The 16480-nt window shown below is 64.0% G+C and carries 17 protein-coding genes; 13 read left to right on the forward strand and 4 right to left on the reverse strand.

Annotation, left to right across the window (positions count from 1 at the left end; all coding sequences use genetic code 11):
* Positions 1-4: 4 nt before the first annotated feature.
* From NCT04_RS17315 to NCT04_RS17340, 6 genes are all read left to right on the forward strand, one after another.
* Entirely contained in the window at positions 5-1144 is a 1140-nt protein-coding gene (locus NCT04_RS17315; RefSeq protein WP_250467445.1) for an NAD(P)/FAD-dependent oxidoreductase, read from the forward strand.
* 137 nt (positions 1145-1281) lie between these two features.
* The gene (locus tag NCT04_RS17320) at positions 1282-1539 is read left to right on the forward strand and encodes a (2Fe-2S)-binding protein (RefSeq protein WP_250467446.1); all 258 of its coding nucleotides are present in this window, start codon (positions 1282-1284) and stop codon (positions 1537-1539) included.
* The gene (locus NCT04_RS17325; protein ID WP_250466753.1) at positions 1536-2798 is read left to right on the forward strand and encodes an NAD(P)/FAD-dependent oxidoreductase; all 1263 of its coding nucleotides are present in this window, start codon (positions 1536-1538) and stop codon (positions 2796-2798) included. Before NCT04_RS17320 ends, NCT04_RS17325 begins: the two co-directional genes overlap by 4 nt.
* A 52-nt stretch (positions 2799-2850) precedes the next feature.
* Positions 2851-3024, forward strand: coding sequence for a hypothetical protein (locus tag NCT04_RS17330; RefSeq protein ID WP_250466755.1), 174 nt, complete (start codon positions 2851-2853; stop codon positions 3022-3024).
* A 40-nt stretch (positions 3025-3064) separates the two neighbouring features.
* Positions 3065-3904: an AraC family transcriptional regulator gene (locus tag NCT04_RS17335; RefSeq protein WP_250466757.1), complete on the forward strand. Its 840-nt coding sequence runs from the start codon at positions 3065-3067 to the stop codon at positions 3902-3904.
* Between the two features lie 377 nt (positions 3905-4281).
* Positions 4282-4692, forward strand: a complete 411-nt coding sequence (locus NCT04_RS17340) for a response regulator (protein WP_244828431.1) — start codon at positions 4282-4284, stop codon at positions 4690-4692.
* Between the two features lie 72 nt (positions 4693-4764).
* On the opposite strand, the gene NCT04_RS17345 is transcribed toward NCT04_RS17340, so the two are convergent.
* On the reverse strand, positions 4765-4935 hold the full coding sequence (locus NCT04_RS17345; RefSeq protein ID WP_244828429.1) for a hypothetical protein: 171 nt from the start codon (positions 4933-4935) through the stop codon (positions 4765-4767).
* 139 nt (positions 4936-5074) lie between these two features.
* Here NCT04_RS17345 and NCT04_RS17350 point away from each other — a divergent pair, with 139 nt between their 5' ends.
* The 3 genes from NCT04_RS17350 (at position 5075) to NCT04_RS17360 (ending at position 9322) form a co-directional block, all read left to right on the forward strand.
* A complete protein-coding gene (locus NCT04_RS17350; RefSeq protein ID WP_250466759.1) occupies positions 5075-5746 on the forward strand; it encodes a glutathione S-transferase family protein in 672 nt (223 codons plus the stop codon).
* Positions 5747-5835: 89 nt separating this feature from the next.
* Positions 5836-7473, forward strand: a complete 1638-nt coding sequence (locus NCT04_RS17355) for an ATP-binding domain-containing protein (protein ID WP_244828427.1) — start codon at positions 5836-5838, stop codon at positions 7471-7473.
* A gap of 4 nt (positions 7474-7477) precedes the next feature.
* Complete coding sequence (locus tag NCT04_RS17360) at positions 7478-9322, forward strand: ATP-binding response regulator (RefSeq protein WP_250466760.1); 1845 nt, start codon at positions 7478-7480, stop codon at positions 9320-9322.
* 6 nt (positions 9323-9328) lie between these two features.
* On the opposite strand, the gene NCT04_RS17365 is transcribed toward NCT04_RS17360, so the two are convergent.
* Positions 9329-10183: a helix-turn-helix domain-containing protein gene (locus NCT04_RS17365; protein WP_244828425.1), complete on the reverse strand. Its 855-nt coding sequence runs from the start codon at positions 10181-10183 to the stop codon at positions 9329-9331.
* A gap of 292 nt (positions 10184-10475) precedes the next feature.
* Entirely contained in the window at positions 10476-10745 is a 270-nt protein-coding gene (locus NCT04_RS17370) for a hypothetical protein (protein WP_250466762.1), read from the reverse strand.
* A gap of 548 nt (positions 10746-11293) precedes the next feature.
* Between NCT04_RS17370 and NCT04_RS17375 the strand changes: the two genes are divergently transcribed.
* The 4 genes from NCT04_RS17375 to lra1 are packed head-to-tail and all read left to right on the forward strand — an operon-like array spanning position 11294 to position 15443.
* The gene (locus NCT04_RS17375) at positions 11294-12055 is read left to right on the forward strand and encodes an SDR family NAD(P)-dependent oxidoreductase (protein WP_250466764.1); all 762 of its coding nucleotides are present in this window, start codon (positions 11294-11296) and stop codon (positions 12053-12055) included.
* A 57-nt stretch (positions 12056-12112) separates the two neighbouring features.
* Positions 12113-13438: an MFS transporter gene (locus tag NCT04_RS17380; RefSeq protein ID WP_250466766.1), complete on the forward strand. Its 1326-nt coding sequence runs from the start codon at positions 12113-12115 to the stop codon at positions 13436-13438.
* Between the two features lie 32 nt (positions 13439-13470).
* Entirely contained in the window at positions 13471-14649 is a 1179-nt protein-coding gene (gene rhmD / locus NCT04_RS17385) for an L-rhamnonate dehydratase (RefSeq protein ID WP_250466768.1), read from the forward strand.
* An 11-nt stretch (positions 14650-14660) separates the two neighbouring features.
* Complete coding sequence (gene lra1 / locus NCT04_RS17390; RefSeq protein WP_244828419.1) at positions 14661-15443, forward strand: L-rhamnose 1-dehydrogenase Lra1; 783 nt, start codon at positions 14661-14663, stop codon at positions 15441-15443.
* Here lra1 and NCT04_RS17395 read toward each other — a convergent pair.
* Positions 15430-16386, reverse strand: a complete 957-nt coding sequence (locus tag NCT04_RS17395; RefSeq protein ID WP_250466769.1) for a LysR family transcriptional regulator — start codon at positions 16384-16386, stop codon at positions 15430-15432. The two genes, lra1 and NCT04_RS17395, sit on opposite strands and share 14 nt — an antisense overlap.
* Positions 16387-16480: the final 94 nt, after the last annotated feature.

Here is a 16480-nt window from a genome sequence, read left to right on the forward strand (position 1 = left end):
GCACATGTCGGCGGATGTGATCGTCGTCGGCGCGGGCATCGTCGGCGCGGCGTGCGCGGCGGAACTGGCTGCGCGCGGGCTTGTGGTCGATGTCGTGGATGCGCGGGGTATCGGCGGCGGCGCGACGGCGGCGGGCATGGGGCATATCGTCGTGATGAACGATTCTGCCGCCGAATTCGCGCTGACCCGCGCGTCGCGCGACTTGTGGCTGGCGCTCGCGCCGCACTTGCGCGAACGCGACGCCTTCGTGCGATGCGGCACCGTCTGGGCCGCCGAAGACGACGAGGAACTCGACGCGGCGCAAACCATGCGCGATGCCTTCGCGGCAGGCGGCGTGCGCGCGCATTTGCTCGATGCGACCGGCTTGCGCGAGGCGGAGCCATCGCTGAGTCACGCGCTGCGAGGCGGCGTTCTCGTCGATGACGACGCCATCGTCTATGCGCCTGCAGCCGCGCAATGGCTGCTGACGCGCTCCGAAGGCGCCGCGCGCATTCGCGTCGTCACCGGCTGCGCGGTCGCTGGCGTCGCCGCGACCGACAGCGCTGCGAGCATCACGCTTCGCGGCGGCGAGCGGTGTCACGCGGCGCATGTGGTCGTCGCCAACGGGATTGCGGCGGCGGAGTTGATCGATGGCGTGTCACTCGAAGCCAAGAAGGGGCATCTGCTGATCACGGATCGTTATCCGGGCACGATCAGGCATCAGGTGGCGGAACTCGGGTATATCAAGAGCGCGCATCACGCGCGCGGCGTGTCGGTGGCGTTCAACGCGCAGCCGCGACCGACGGGACAGATTTTGATCGGCTCTTCGCGGCAGTTCGGCAATGTCGATCCGGCCATCGATGCCCGCGTGCTCGCGCTCATGCTCAGACGCGCGTCGCGGTTTTTGCCGGGCATCGGCGCGCTCAACGCGATTCGCGCGTGGACCGGTTTGCGCGCGGCGACGCCGGACGGCATGCCGCTGATCGGCCCGGCGCGGTTTGCGGGCGATCGGTTGTGGCTTGCGGCCGGGCATGAAGGGCTGGGCGTCACGACTTCGCTAGGCACTGCCGCGTTGCTGGCGGATCAGATTCTCGGCGCGATGCAAGCGCCTTACGCGGCTGCGTTTTCGCCGCAGCGGTTTGCGCGGGAGCCGGTCGATGGTTGAAATTGCGCGCTTGCCGCTTGCGTGGCCGCTTTGGCTTCGCAAGCTCGCAAGCAGGAATGCCTCGACGATTGCTGCCGGGCGTGGCGAAATCGACGGCGAAGCGCCGGGTCCGCTCGCGCTCTTACAAGATCATCCAGATGGCTGAAACCGTCCGCATCTTCATCGACGGTGAAGCGCTCGACGTCGCCGCTTTCACCACCATCGCCGCCGCGCTCGCGATGCGCTCGATCGGAGGCACGCGCCGCTCTGTTTCGGGCGAGCCGCGCGCCGCGCTCTGCGGAATGGGCGTCTGCCAGGAGTGCCGCGTCGTCGTGGCGGGCCGCGCGCATGTGCTCGGCTGTCAGACGTTGTGTGACGAAGGCCTCGTCATCCAGACGATGGCGACGCCGCGATGACGCCCGAAATGTTCGATCTCGCGATCGTCGGCGCGGGGCCGGCGGGGCTTGCGGCGGCGCAGGAAGCCGCGCGCGCGGGCGCGCGGGTCGCGCTCATCGACGATAACCCGCGTCCCGGCGGTCAGATCTGGCGGCAGGGTCCGCAGGCAGCGCTCGCCGATCCACTTCGTCACTGGCTCGCCGATACCGCCACGCGCCCGAATCTCACACGCTTGAGCTCGACCAAAGTGGCCGCCGTCTCCGGCGACAAGCGGCTCCTGCTGGAGCAGCAGACGGCATCGCTCGAAATCGCATGGTCGAAGCTGATTCTCGCGACCGGCGCGCGCGAGCGTCTGTTGCCGTTCGAGGGCTGGACGTTGCCCGGCGTCACGGGCGCGGGCGGCTTGCAGGCGCTCATCAAGAGCGGGATGCCGGTGCGCGGGCAGCGCGTCGTGGTGGCGGGAAGCGGTCCGCTACTGCTCGCCGCCGCCGATACCGCGCGCCGTCACGGCGCCGAAGTTCTCGCGGTCATCGAGCAGGCGCGTTTTGGGCGCATCGCGCGTTTTGTCGCGTCACTTGCGGTGACGCCCGCGAAGCTCGCGCAGGCCATGGCGCTTGGGACGGCTGGCTATCGGACGGGCGGTGTCGTCGTGAAGGCGCACGGGCGTGAGCGCGTTGAAGCCGTCACGATCCGCACTGGCAGTCGGGAGCGAGTCATCGAAGCCGATCGCATCGCGTGCGGTTACGGGCTCGTGCCGAATACGACGCTCGCGCAGGCGCTAGGCTGCGCATTCGCCGATACCGCCGCCCTTTGCGTCGACGACACTCAGCGCACTTCGCTCGATGCGGTGTTCGCCGCCGGAGAATGCACGGGCATCGGCGGCATGGAGCTGGCGCGCGTCGAAGGATTGATTGCGGCGCGCGCGGCGCTGGGGCTCGCCATCGACATGCGTCTCGTGCGCGAACGCAGGCGCTGGCGTGCGTTTGCCGGGCGCGTCGAGCGCGCTTTCGAGCTGGGTGCCGCCGCACGCACGCCGCCATCCGCCGACACGCTCATATGCCGCTGCGAGGACGTGCGCTTTGGCGACGTCGCGGCGCATGCCAATTGGCGCGATGCGAAGCTGCAGACGCGCTGCGGCATGGGCGCGTGCCAGGGACGCATTTGCGGCGAGGCGGCGGCGGTGTATTTCGGCTGGGAACGCCCGATGACGCGTCCACCGTTCGCGCCGGTTCGCATCGATACATTGATGGCGGAACTCGACGAAGGCGCGGTGGATTGAGATCTTGGCGGCCGATGAACCGCGTACTAGCGTGATGAAGCCGTGCCGCGATATGCTTCACGCCAACGCCAACGCCAACGCCAACGCCAACGCCAACGCCAACGCCAACGCCAACGCCAACGCCAACGCCAACGCCAACTTCAAGAACCGACGCCCGCTCACGCATGAGCCGCCATGCAAGGCAGACGCCACGCTCAATTTTGTCCCGATGCACGCGCTCCTATAATCACCCGCATCGCGTTCAAAGTCAGCCCAACCGAAAACGCATGCCAACCTCGCCCGGCCTTCCCGACGAAGAACCCGCAGCCGATGCCTCGCCTGCATCGACGCTCGGCGCCATGCTCGCGCACTTCGCGCTGCTCGCGCCGGTGTTCGACGCGATGCCCGACATCGTGTTCTTCGTGAAAGATCGCCACGCGCGCTACGCGATGGTCAACCGCACCCTCGCGCGCCGCTGCGGCCACAAGGACGACAAGTCCGCGCTGCTCGGCCGAACCGCCGAGGACGTTTTTCCGAGCCGCTTCGGGCGCATCTATACGGCGCAGGATCAGGCGATCATCGCGCAGGGCACTCAGCTTATCGATCAACTCGAATTGCATCTGTATCCCGGCCGCGAGCCCGGCTGGTGCATGACCTGCAAACAGCCGCTGCATGATGCGACGGGCAAAATCGTGGGTCTCGCGGGTATTTCGCGCGATCTGCAAGCGGCCGAAGGCACGCATCCGGCCTACAGTCGGCTCGCGGCGGTCGTGCAGCACATCCAGGAAAATTTCGTGCAGCCGCTCAACATGCGGCAACTCGCGCAGATGGCGAACATGTCGATCGCGCAGCTCGAACGATATTTCCACAAGGTCTTTCACCTGACACCGCGCCAGGTATTGCTGAAGACCCGGCTCGATGCCGCCACCGCACTGCTCGTCTCAAACGACAACAAGGTGACGGACGTGGCAGCGTTATGCGGCTACACCGATCACAGCGCCTTCACGCGGCAGTTCAAGGCGACGGTCGGAATTACGCCGACGGAATATCGCGCGCTCTTCCAGACGTCGCAGGCGCCGCAGCCGTCTTCCACGCGCCCCGATTCCGCCGCGAACCTAAATGTCTGACGAGAAATCGGGGCATGGCTGCGGTTTTAATTACACGGTCGTGCGGCTTTACCGGCCGGTGCGCCACTAGAAAAACGCTGAAACCGCCACCAGTCAAGGGTCTGCGGGCGACGCCGCAGACCGGTCCGGTTCTTGCTCGATTTCGGTGCGCCGAGACCGGCATTACCCCCGTTGTTCCGGCGCGAGACATACTGCGCGGCATTCCGCACCGGTGCACGCGCAGCATAGAACACGGTGCGTTCGGAATTCCCGCCGCGTTTTCTTGTCAACGTATGCTTGGTGCGCGCAGTCGACGCAAGGTTGCCCAGGCAGTCAGGAGCGGCGAGCCGTGGAGACCGTGCGCGAGAATTCCGTTTTAGGCAGTCGAAAAGAACATCATGAACGAAGTAGCAAGACTGGGGCACACGCGGATCGTGCTGGTCGAAGACGATCCCGAAAGCAGGGCATCACTGCAAATTTTGCTGGAAGAAGAAGGCGCCGATGTGATCGCCGTAGCCGACGCCGAAGACGGCGCGGAAGCCGCGATCCGGAATCTTCCCGATGCGGTGATATGCGATCTCGACCTTCCCGGAATGGACGGTTTCTACCTCGTGCAACGTTTGCGCGACCACGAAATACGGGGCAATCTCCCGCCTTCCGTGGCCATCGCGCTGACAGGACACGACGGCGACGAATACCGATTACGAAGTATCGGCGAAGGATTCCAGCATTTCATGACGAAGCCCGCGCATCCCGATGAACTGGTGGCGCTGATTCAAGACGCGCTGTCGGCACGTGTGGTGACTTGAATTCGCGTTTGTCTTGCGCGAGCGGCGTCGGCTGCAAGCGCAAGACAGCGGGAAAAGGCAGGCGATAAGCGGCTACGAGCGGTCGCGATTGCGGGCGCGCGTTGCGCCGGTAATGACGGCGATGCCGAGCAGGATGACGGCTACGATGGCGATCGTATGTTGCGACACGTGCATGGCAACGAGCCCCCACGCTACGCCGCCGATGAAAATCAGCCAGCCCACCAGATAAATGATCAGCGTCACGGTTTCTCCTGTTGTCCCTGTGTGCGTGTGAAAGAGATGCGCCCTCGGGCGCGCGGACATTATCCTTCGACGTATGCTCGCGTGGTGTCGGCTTGCAAGTCGCATACCAACGCTCACGATAACAATACGAGGCAACAGCGTGCTCACCGTCCATCACCTCAATAATTCCCGCTCGCAACGCGTCCTCTGGATGCTCGAAGAACTCGGCGTCCCGTACGAGTTGAAGCGTTACGAGCGCGATCGCAACACCATGCTCGCGCCGCCCGAATTACGCGCCGTGCATCCGCTCGGCAAGTCGCCGGTCATCACGGATGGCGCGCAGACCATTGCGGAATCGGGCGCCATTCTCGAGTATCTCGTCGATCGCTACGGCGAAGGGCGTTTCTCGCCGCCGCATGGCGCATCGCCGGAACGCGTGCGCTTCAATTACTGGATGCATTACGCCGAAGGCTCGGCCATGCCGCCGTTGCTGCTCAAGCTCGTGGCCTTGCGCATCGGCAGCGCGAAGATGCCGTTCTTCGTGAAGCCGATCGGCCGCCGGATCGCGCAGACCATGCAGACCAGTTTCATCGATCCGCAATTGAAGCTGCACTTCGGTTATATCGAAAGCGAACTCGCGAAGTCCGAATGGTTCGCGGGCGACACTTTCAGCGCCGCCGACGTGCAAATGAGCTTTCCGCTCGAAGCCGGCAGTCAGCGCGCGGGCGCGAAGAGCTTGCCGCATGTGCGCGCGTTTCTCGAACGCATTCACGCGCGGCCTGCATATCAGCGTGCGCTCGAGCGCGGCGGCCGTTACGATCTCGCGGGATAGCGTCGGATAGCGCCCGACGCTTCGGCGCGCGCCGTTGCGTACAATGAAGCGCGACTTCATCGCAGATGCAACCAAGCTCCAAGGCAAGCATGGCTCGAATCGTTCCCGACGACTGGAAGAACCTGGAAGCAACCGGCGCAGCGGCCCGCGAGCTCGAAACGCTCGCGCTGCTGGAAAAGCTGCCCGAGGACTACACGGTGTATCACGGCGTGCACTGGACGCGCGTCAACGAAGGCTTCTCCGTCTTCGGCGAAGCGGATTTCGTGGTGGTCGCGCCATCGGGCCGCGTGCTGATGATCGAGCAGAAAGCCGGTTTCCTGCGCGAGACCAGCGCGGGGCTCGTGAAGGTCTACTTGCAGAAGGAACGCAACGTCGCCATTCAACTCGCGCGCACGCTGGAAAATCTGCATCGGCGCTTTACGGCGGCGTTCGGCGCGGGAACGTATCGCATCGAGGAACTGCTGTATTGCCCAGACTACACAGTGAAGGACGCGGCCATTGCCGGCGTGCCGCCCGGACGTATCGTCGATGCAAGCCGCAAGGCGCAACTGCCGAAAGTCGTGCTGGAGATTCTGCCGCCCGACGAGCCGCGCTTCGAGTCGGCCGCGCGCATCCATCACTTTCTCGCCGATGAACTCTCGCTCACGCCCGATACCAACGCGCTCGTCGGCGCAGCCAACACGCTCGTCACGCGCCTTTCAGGCGGTTTGGCGACATGGGCGCGCCGGCTGGAGTTTTCGCCGTTTCGCTTGCGCGTGATCGCAACCGCCGGCGCGGGCAAGACGCAACTCGCCGTGCGCGTCATGCGCGACTCGCTCGCGGCGGGCAAGAGCGTGCTGTACGTATGCTTCAACCGGCCGCTCGCGGATCATATCCGCGCGATTGCGCCGAAAGAGGCGAGGATCGCGAATTATCATCAGCTGAGCGCCTCGGTGGCGCGCGATGCCGGCAGTCCGCCCGACTTCTCCCAGCCCGATGTCTTCGCGACGCTCGAAGAACGCTTCGCCGCCGTGCCCGTGCCCGAGCACTGGAAGACGGATGTGTTGATCGTTGACGAGGGACAGGATTTTCAGCCGGGATGGGTCGAACCGCTGGAACGGTTGCTGAATCCGGACGGCGCGTGGTGGTGGCTCGAAGATCCGATGCAGAACCTGTATCTGCGCGAGCCCGTGCCGCTGCCCGGCTGGACCATTCTGCGCGAGACGACCAATTACCGCAGTCCGCGCGATCTTCTGGGCTTCATCCGCAAGATCGTCGGTCCGGGCGCGCGGCTGGATGCGGGCAGTCCGTTCGATGGCTCGGACGTGACTATCGCCACCTACGAGAACGGCCATTCCGACGAAGTGATCGAGGCGACCAAGCGCGCCATCACGCAGGCGCTCTCGCTCGGCTTTCGCAAGCAGGACATCGCGGTGCTGTCGTTTCGCGGGCGCGAGGGTTCGGCGCTCACGCCCGTCGATCATCTCGGGCCGCATCGGTTGCGCGCGTTCACCGGCACGTACGATCTGTTCGGCAATCCGGAGTATCGCGAGGGCGACGTGCTGCTCGAATCGATCTATCGCTTCAAGGGACAATCCGCGCCGTGCGTGATCCTCACCGAAGTCGACTTCGACGTGCTCGATGAACAAGCCGCGCGCAAAGTCTTCGTCGGCGCGACGCGCGCGACCATGAAGCTGATCGTGGTCGCGTCGGAGCGGGCGGCAGCCGCCATCGAAACGCTGCCATAAAGCAATGTCCGTCATAGCCGCCAAACCTGCCGCGCCCGGCGTGCCCGGAAGGCCGTGGTTTCGCCGTTTCTGGTACGCGGCGCTGATCGTGCTCGCGGTGGCACCGCCTATCGGCGCGGTCGGCTACATGCTGTATTCGGGGCTGTTGGCGCGCGATTCGCATCGCTTCGCGCTGCCTTACGACGGCCTCTATTGGGACGCGGCGCAATTTCAGATCGACTACGAACGTTTCGAGAGCCAGGTGCTGCTGTTCCGTGGCGGAATCGATGAAGACGCCGATGCCGTGCGCGCAAGCTACCGGCAGCTACGCGCGCGGTTGAAGCAGGTCGCGGAATCGAACGATCTGCTCGCCGGACACGACACGCTGCGCAATCGTCAGCAGGAAATTCTCCGGCAGATCGATACCGCGCTCGGCTCGGTCGAAACCGATGTCGAGGCATTGCGCACCGACCATCAACGCACGCTGCGCACCATCGGCGTGTTGCGGCAGAACGCGCCCGCCGTCGCGGAACTCGCGAGCGGCCGGCGTCTGATGGAAATCGTCGGGCGCGATTCCGTGGTGCGCGACTTCGAAAAGAAGCGCACGTATCTGATCTACGGTGGCATTCTGCTTGGGCTTTTATCGGCGGCGGCCACGGCGCTATTGCTGTTCAACGGCTACCGGCGCACGCGTCTCATCGAGCAGCAACGCGCCGCGCTCAGCGCCGAGCATCAGGCGACCCGCGCCGCGCGCGAGGCGGGCGTCGCGAAAGACACGTTCCTCGGCATGATCAGCCACGAACTGCGCACGCCGCTGCACGCCATCGTCTCGTCGGTCGAGCTTCTCGGGCTGAATCTGCGCGCCGAGGCGGATCGCAAGATCATTCAGCGGCTTGAAGCAGGCGCGCGCCATCTCGAAGCGCAGATGCGCGATCTCACCGACTACGCGCGTCTCGGCGCGGGCAAGCTCGAACTGCGCATGGCCGTGTTCGATCCCGCGGAACTGCTCGATTCAATCGTCGATGCCAACACGCCCGCGGCCAACGCGAAAGGTCTTGCGTTACGCGGCGGATTCGAAGGCGCGCGCGGGCCGCTCGAATCGGACCCGCATCGCGTGCGGCAGATCGTGACCAACCTCGTGACCAACGCCGTCAAATACACGGAGGCAGGTTCCATCGACGTGCATTTCGTGCGCGCCGACAAGCGCCTCGACATCTCCGTGGTGGATACCGGACCCGGCATCTCTCGCGAACAATTGCCGCTCATCTTTCAGGAGTTCACGCAACTGGATTCGTCCAGCACGCGGCGCTTCGACGGCGCGGGCATGGGTCTCGCGGTCGTGCGCGGCCTGGTGAATTTGCTGGGCGGGACGATCGAGGTATCGAGCGAAGTCGGGCAGGGCGCGGCGTTTCGCGTGAGTCTGCCGGCGGTATCGGTGGACTACTTGCCGGAGCCGCGCGATGAAGCGATAGAAACGCCCGCCAGCGGCAGATCGCGCGTCCTCGTGATCGACGACCACGAAGCGATCCGCGATTCATTGACGGAAATGCTCACGCACCTGGGGTATTGGACAGTCGCAATGCCCGATGTGGACAGCGCACTCGCATGGCTGCGCGCCAACGACGCCGATGTGATCCTCGCCGACCTGCACATGCCGGGCAAGGACGGCTACTCGTTCGCCAACGAATACCGCGCGCGCCTTTCGCCGGGCGCGAGCGTGCCGATCATCGCGGTGAGCGCCTACGCGCCGGAACTCGTCGACCCGCGCGCGGCGATTCTCTTCTTCGATTATTTGCTGAAGCCCGTGCGCTATGACGTGCTGAAAGGCGCTGTGCACCGCGCCGTGACGGTGCGGCGGCGCGCGGCGTGAGCGGACTCAACTACGCAAAAGCCGCTTGGAAAGATCCGCGACGAGAATGCCGAGCCGCGCCGGTTTTTCGAAACACGTCACGTTGTAGTCGCGAATCACCTGGCTGATTTCGGACTCGCTCGCCTTGCCGGTGGTTAATTCGCCTGTCAGCACGAAGATGGGCGCATCCGGATTGTCCGACTCGCGCACGTCGCGGATGGCGCCGGCTGACGTGTGTACGCCGAACAGCCAGTCGATCACCACGGCATCGAACACCTGCACTTGCAGCGCTTCGTGGAACGCGTCGAGCCCGTAGTAAGCCATCGCCGTGAAGCCGCTGAATTCCAGATAGTCGTGCAGATTGTCGGCGGAAGCGTGATCGTCGTCGACCACGGCGATGATCGGCTTCTCGATATCCGCGCGGCGCGGCAGGATCTCGATCTTGTGGACGTCGAACGCTTCGTGAAGCAGCACGCCTTCGTGACGCGAGACGATCCAGCGGTTATTCAGCTTCTGCGCGATGAAGTCGGGCCGGCTGCCCGCGTCCAGCGCATTTCCGACCCATGTCATGCAGGGAATTTCCAGCGAGCCGATCTTGAGCACCGCGTCGTGCGCCGTGCCTTCACTCTCGTCGGCGCGCGTGTCGATGGGTTCGAAGAGCTTGAGCGCGGCTTCGTCGAACGCGTCCGCGACCTTGCGAATTTGCGCGAGCGTCCACGGGCTGTTACCGCGCAGTTTGCGGTGCCCTTGCGAAAAACTCAGGTCGAGGATGCGGCACAGTTCGGCGGTTTGCTGCCGCTTGCCAATACCGTGGCGGGCCATGAGCTCACGCACGCGCTCAGCGACGGCGAGCGATTCCGATGAAGACGTTTCAGTGACCATACAGCCAAATGCGTAGAGGGGTGTCGACAAGGAAGCGGTTCGAGCGAGGCAAGACGCCTGAGTGCCACATTGTAAAGGGCGCGGCTAAGCGAACTCAAAACGGACCGGCGGACGATCGACAATGAGCTCGCATTTTACTTTCGTGCGATTGCTGCCGTCGTTCGTTGGCGCTCATTGAAGATCGTGGTTTACGAGGCGTGCGTAAGTGTTGCCGATCGACCCGCCAGGGGCGTCGGATCGGCGTCGCGAGCCGCGACGCTCGATTGCGCAACAGGCATCGGTTGCGCCGGTTTCAGGCAAATGCGGGCGCGGCTTGGCGCGCGGATTTTTGCGAGACGGGCATTTCATCGCGCAGCGTGGAAAGCTGGCTTTCGGCGTCGCGTCCACTGAATTCGCGCAAGGTGGCAAGCAGCGTGCGCCACGGCGCGGGCCAGCGCGTCTCGCGGACGCAATGTCCGGTTGCGTCTGTGATGCGCAGTAGTGTGGTGTCGGGGAAGTACGTGAGCGTGACGGGCATTCCGTCGAGTACGCAAGTGGCAGTGCAGGCTTTCGGTGTGAACATGCTTTCTTATGTGAGTAATGTTCGGGCGCGGCCCGATTTATCGTCTGGTCAATGCGACCGTGAAGAGCTAGAGCAACGCGCGTTCCCGACGATGGCTGCGAACGCTACTTGAACATTCGGAATCGGCTCCATCTTAAAAAGTCGCTTCGATAGTTAAACGGCGTTTTGCGAAGTTGGGGATAATTTGACCGAGATTATCGCTTTATACTGCGACGTAGCCAGTTTAAGGAGTTTCTCGTGTTCGTCGCCATTCTTCTCTTTAGCCCAATCGGTATCGCCGCTTTATTTGCCTTTGCCATGTTCGCCGACCGCGCCTTTCACGACCAGCACTTGGAAAGGTCTGGGACTGCAGTCCACCCCGAGACACCTCGGCGCATGTTCAAACTTCGCTCACGCGACGCAAAACCTGCTCGTCGATAAGCCAGCCGATCCGCTTTCGCTATCGAACGATTGCCCTTTCGAATTGTTGCGCTATTGCCGTGGGACTATAGTGCGTCTCACGGCATTCATTTCTTGCATGAATGACGCAACAACAAGGAGACGAAAGGATGAACCGGATCGATCTGGCGGGCCGCACGGTGGTTGTAACAGGCGGCGCGCGCGGCATTGGCCTCGCGGTGGCGCAACGGGCGCTCGAATCGGGCGCGGATGTCGTGCTGTGGGACGTCGACGGCGAACGGCTGCAACGCACGACTGCGGAACTCTCCGCCAAGCATGAAGACCGCAAGGTGAGCGACGCAGTCGTCGAACTCACCGATGAAGCCTCCATCGAGGCGGCCGTCCAGAAAGCGCTCGCCGCGCACGGCCATATCGATGTCCTCGTGAACAACGCAGGCATCACCGGCGGCAACGGCACGACCTGGGAACTCGCTCCCGATGTCTGGCGCCGCGTCGTCGATGTCAATCTGATCGGGCCGTATCTCACTTGCCGCGCCGTCGTTCCGCACATGCTGAAGGCGGGTTACGGGCGCATCGTCAACGTGTCGTCCATCGCGGGCAAGGAAGGCAACCCGAACGCCTCGCACTACAGCGCGTCGAAGGCCGGGCTGATCGGGCTCACCAAGTCGCTCGGCAAGGAACTCGCGGGCAAGGGCATTCTCGTCAACGCGGTCACGCCGGCCGCCGCCAAAACCGAAATCTTCGATTCGATGTCGCAGCAGCACATCGACTACATGCTGTCCAAAATTCCGATGAACCGCTTTCTTCAGCCGCAGGAAGCCGCGTCGCTGATCCTCTGGCTCTCGTCGGAAGACTGCGCGTTCAGCACGGGCTCGGTGTTCGATCTGTCGGGCGGACGCGCGACTTATTGATATCGCCGTGATTGCTCGATCGCCATCATAAAAAAGCAAGGCGACGTGGAGAGAGACATGAATGACTCCGTTAGCGCGGAAGGCGCCGTCACGTCCCGCGTGATGCGCCGGCTGCTGCCCTTTCTGCTGCTCATGTATGTGCTTGCGTTTTTGGACCGCGCGAACATCGGTTTCGCGCAGAAGGCGCTGCAGCAGGACACCGGCCTCACCAATGCCGCGTTCGCGTTCGGCGCGGGCGTGTTCTTCGTCGGCTACGCAATCTTCGAGGTGCCGAGCAATCTGCTCTTGCATCGCGTGGGCGCGAAGCTGTGGATGTGCCGCATCATGGTGACGTGGGGTCTTGTTTCGGCGGCGATGTCCTTCGCGCACAACGCCACGACCTTCTACACGTTGCGCTTTCTGCTCGGCGTGGCGGAAGCCGGATTCTTTCCCGGCATCGTCTATTACCTGACGCGCTGGTTCCCGCAAAGCGCTCGGGCGCGTGCGCTCGGCGTGTTTTACTTCGGCGCGCCGCTCGCGTTCATCTTCGGTGCGCCTTTGTCCGGATTGCTGCTGGACTTGCACGGCGCGCTCGGCTTCTCGGGCTGGCAATGGCTTTTTCTGGTCGAAGGCTTGCTCGCGTCGATCGTCGGTGTCTGGGCGTTCTGGTATCTCGACGACGACCCCGCCCGCGCACGCTGGCTCACTCAGGATCAACGCGCGCTGCTCGTCGCGCGTCTCGATGACGACGCCCGCAACGCGTCATCGCACGGACCGCGTGGCGTGCTGGCGGCGCTCATCGATCCGCGCGTGCTGGTCTTGTGCTGCGCGTATTTCCTGATCCAGGCAGCCGTCTATGGCGTGGTGTTCTATCTGCCGCAACAAGTGTCCGCGCTGCTCGGAACCAAGGTCGGCTTTCGTGTCGGACTCGTGACCGCGTTGCCGTGGGTGGCGGCCGTCATCGTCACGTGGATCGTGCCGCGTTATGCGGATCGCACCGGCAAGCATCGCGTGTGCGCTATCGCGTTGCTCGTGATGTCGGGCGTCGCGATCGTCGTGTCGGGCATCGCGGGAACGCCGGTGGTATCGCTTATCGCGCTGTGTTGCGCCGCGAGCGGATTCATCGCCGCCCAGCCGCTCTTCTGGACGTTCCCGACGCGTTATCTCACTGGCGCGGCCGCGGCGGCCGGCATCGCGCTCATCAACTCGTTGGGCGGCCTCGGCGGATTCTTTGCACCGATGGCCCGCACCGCCGCCGAAGCCGCATTTCATTCGACCAGCGCCGGACTCATGGTGCTCGGCGCGGCGAGCGTCCTGGCTGCGCTCGTGATCGTCGCCTTCGTGCGCGTGCCGCAGCGCGACGCCTCGCGCGATGCCCGCGCCAAACCCGCCAGCGCATCCTGAACAACAACGCCTTCAAACGGAGACAGACACTCATGTCCATGCCCACCATTCGCCAAGTGCGCGCTTTCACCGTTCGCGGCGGCGGCGCCGATTATCACGACCAGGGCGCGAACCACTGGATCGACGATCACATCTCGACGCCGATGGCGCGTTATCCCGAGTATCGCCAGAGCCGTCAGTCGTTCGGACTGAACGTGCTCGGCTCGCTCGTCGTGGAGATCGAGGCAAGCGACGGCACGGTCGGCTTCGCGGTGACGACGGGCGGCGAGATCGGCGCATTCATCGTCGAGAAGCATCTGGCGCGCTTCCTCGAAGGGCAGCGCGTGACGGATATCGAAAAGATGTGGGATCAGATGTATTTCGCGACGCTGTACTACGGGCGCAAGGGTATCGTGCTCAACGCGATATCGGGTGTCGATCTGGCGTTGTGGGACCTGCTCGCGAAGGTGCGCCAGGAACCCGTCTTCCAGTTGCTCGGCGGCCCGGTGCGAGATGAACTCCAGTTCTATGCAACCGGCGCGCGGCCGGATCTCGCCAAGGAGATGGGTTTCATCGGCGGCAAGATGCCTTTGCAGCATGGACCGGCCGAAGGCGAGGAAGGGCTCGCGAAGAACATCGCCAAACTGGCCGACATGCGCTCGAAAGTCGGTGACGACTTCTGGCTCATGTTCGACTGCTGGATGAGCCTCGACCTCAACTACGCGAAGCGCCTCGCGAACGCGGCGCGCGAGCATGGCCTGAAATGGATCGAAGAGGCGCTGCCGCCCGACGATTACTGGGGCTATGCCGAACTGCGCCGCGCGGTGCCAGGCGGCATGATGGTGACGACGGGCGAACACGAAGCCACGCGCTGGGGTTTTCGCATGCTCTTCGAGATGGGCTGCGCGGACCTCGTGCAGCCGGATGTCGGCTGGTGCGGCGGCATCACGGAGCTCATCAAGATATCGGCGCTCGCGGATGCGCATAACGTGCTCGTGGTGCCGCACGGTTCGTCGGTGTATAGCTATCACTTCGTGGTGACGCGTCACAACTCGCCGTTCGCCGAGTTCCTCATGATGGCCGAGAAAGCCGATCAGGTCGTGCCGATGTTCACGCCCTTGCTGCTCGACGAACCCGTTCCGGTGAACGGCCGCATGAAGGTGCCGGAGACGCCGGGCTTCGGCGTGCGGCTGAATCCCGAATGCGCGTTGACGCGTCCGTACACTCATTGAAGGAAACGTTCATGCTGTTGAAAGACAAAGTGGTGATCGTGACGGGCGGCTCGCGCGGCATCGGCCGGGCGATCGCGCTGGCGAGCGCGCGCGAAGGCGCGAACGTCGCGATCAACTATTGGGGCGACAACGACAAGTCGTACGGCAAGGGCTACGCCGTCGAGTCGATCCTGCGCGAGATCGAGGCGCTCGGCCGTCGCGCGATTGCGGTCGAAGGCAATGTCGCCGAACACGAGACCGGCCGCGAACTCGTGCGCCGCACGGTGGACGCCTTCGGGCGCGTCGACGTGCTGTCGAGCAACGCGGGCATCTGTCCGTTCCATGCGTTTCTCGACATGCCGCCATCGGTCTATGAAACCACGGTCGCGGTGAACCTGAACGGCGCGTTCTACGTGACGCAGGCCGCGGCGAATCAGATGAAGGATCAAGGCACGGGCGGCGCGATCATCGCGACGAGTTCGATCAGCGCGCTCGTCGGCGGCGGCATGCAGACGCATTACACGCCGACCAAGGCGGGTGTGCATTCGCTGATGCAGTCGTGCGCCATCGCGCTCGGCCCTTACGGCATCCGCTGCAATTCGGTGATGCCGGGCACCATCGCCACCGACCTCAACGCCGAGGACTTGTCCGATACGGAAAAGCGCGCCTATATGGAAAAGCGCATTCCGCTCGGAAGACTCGGTGAACCGGACGATGTGGCGCAGTGCGTCGTGTTTCTGGCATCGGATCGCGCGCGTTACGTGACGGGCGCGTCGCTGCTCGTGGATGGCGGTCTCTTCGTCAACCTGCAGTGACCGCGAGCGACGACGCCGAATACTTGCGCAACAGCGCGATGAAGTATTCGGCGGGTTCGGAAAGCGTCTCGAACTTGCGGCGCAGCAAGCCGAAGCCCGACAGACTCTTGCCGATTTCAATGGGCAGTTCCACCAGGAATTGCGCGCGCAGATAATCTCGCACGACGGATTCCGGCAGCATTGCGACGGCGTCGCTGTTTTGCAGCAGTTGCAGCGTCGCGAAGATGGACGCGCATTCCACGATATCGGCAGGCGTGGTGAGCCCGGCGCGCGCGAGTTCATCCTCGAAGAGATGACGCGCGGGACTCGTGATCGGCTGGAGGATCCACGGCCAGCCGACGAGTGTATCGAGCGCGAGCGTCGTCTTCGAAACGAGTGGATGTCTAGCGCGCACGACGAGCCGCATGGCTTCGCGCGCAAGCGGTTCGAAATCGAAGTCGTTGTGCTGCAAAGGCGTGGTGAGACGGCCGAGCGCGAGATCGACTTCGCGGCGATGCAGCAGTTGCACGACCTGGTCGCTGGTTTCGCCGAGGATGCGCACGTTGAGCAGCGGCCGCTCCGACTTGAGTTCGGTTACGGCCATGGCGAGCACGTCGGGCGCGGCGCCCATGATCGCGCCGACCGTGAGTTGGCCATGTCCGCCACGGCGTTTGTTGTCGAGGTCGTCGGCGAAGCGGGTGAGGTCGGCAAGCGAGCGGCGCGCGTAGGCGAGCGCGGACATGCCGAGCGGCGTTGGCTGCATGCCGCGCGCGTTGCGCTCGAAGAGCAGGAAGCCGAACGCTTCCTCGATATCGGCCAGCATGCGGCTCGCGCTCGGCTGCGCGACGTTGATGGCATCGGCGGCCTGGTGCAGATTGCGCGCGTCGTCGAGCGCGACGAGCAGCGCCAGATGCTTGAATTTCAGGCGATTGACGAGCGCCACCTGTGAGACGTTCTGATTCATTGTCGGTCCGCGGTGATGCAACGCAGTAGCTTCAAACCGATACGCATTTGCGATCGGCCAATCCTTCTTTCGGATTGTCGTGTTATCGGTCGGC

The sequence above is a fragment of the Caballeronia sp. GAFFF2 genome (genome assembly GCF_023631485.1).
Taxonomy (GTDB): Bacteria; Pseudomonadota; Gammaproteobacteria; order Burkholderiales; family Burkholderiaceae; genus Caballeronia.

Bases quoted from the DNA above. Each gene is read 5' to 3' on its own strand.
- NCT04_RS17360 (WP_250466760.1), top strand. From the start codon at position 7,478: ATGTCCGTCATAGCCGCCAAACCTGCCGCGCCCGGCGTGCCCGGAAGG.
- rhmD (WP_250466768.1), top strand. From the start codon at position 13,471: ATGTCCATGCCCACCATTCGCCAAGTGCGCGCTTTCACCGTTCGCGGC.
- NCT04_RS17370 (WP_250466762.1), bottom strand. From the start codon at position 10,745: ATGTTCACACCGAAAGCCTGCACTGCCACTTGCGTACTCGACGGAATG.
- NCT04_RS17395 (WP_250466769.1), bottom strand. From the start codon at position 16,386: ATGAATCAGAACGTCTCACAGGTGGCGCTCGTCAATCGCCTGAAATTC.
- NCT04_RS17340 (WP_244828431.1), top strand. From the start codon at position 4,282: ATGAACGAAGTAGCAAGACTGGGGCACACGCGGATCGTGCTGGTCGAA.
- NCT04_RS17330 (WP_250466755.1), top strand. From the start codon at position 2,851: ATGCTTCACGCCAACGCCAACGCCAACGCCAACGCCAACGCCAACGCC.
- NCT04_RS17355 (WP_244828427.1), top strand. From the start codon at position 5,836: ATGGCTCGAATCGTTCCCGACGACTGGAAGAACCTGGAAGCAACCGGC.
- NCT04_RS17315 (WP_250467445.1), top strand. From the start codon at position 5: ATGTCGGCGGATGTGATCGTCGTCGGCGCGGGCATCGTCGGCGCGGCG.
- NCT04_RS17325 (WP_250466753.1), top strand. From the start codon at position 1,536: ATGACGCCCGAAATGTTCGATCTCGCGATCGTCGGCGCGGGGCCGGCG.
- NCT04_RS17335 (WP_250466757.1), top strand. From the start codon at position 3,065: ATGCCAACCTCGCCCGGCCTTCCCGACGAAGAACCCGCAGCCGATGCC.
- lra1 (WP_244828419.1), top strand. From the start codon at position 14,661: ATGCTGTTGAAAGACAAAGTGGTGATCGTGACGGGCGGCTCGCGCGGC.
- NCT04_RS17380 (WP_250466766.1), top strand. From the start codon at position 12,113: ATGAATGACTCCGTTAGCGCGGAAGGCGCCGTCACGTCCCGCGTGATG.
- NCT04_RS17320 (WP_250467446.1), top strand. From the start codon at position 1,282: ATGGCTGAAACCGTCCGCATCTTCATCGACGGTGAAGCGCTCGACGTC.
- NCT04_RS17375 (WP_250466764.1), top strand. From the start codon at position 11,294: ATGAACCGGATCGATCTGGCGGGCCGCACGGTGGTTGTAACAGGCGGC.
- NCT04_RS17365 (WP_244828425.1), bottom strand. From the start codon at position 10,183: ATGGTCACTGAAACGTCTTCATCGGAATCGCTCGCCGTCGCTGAGCGC.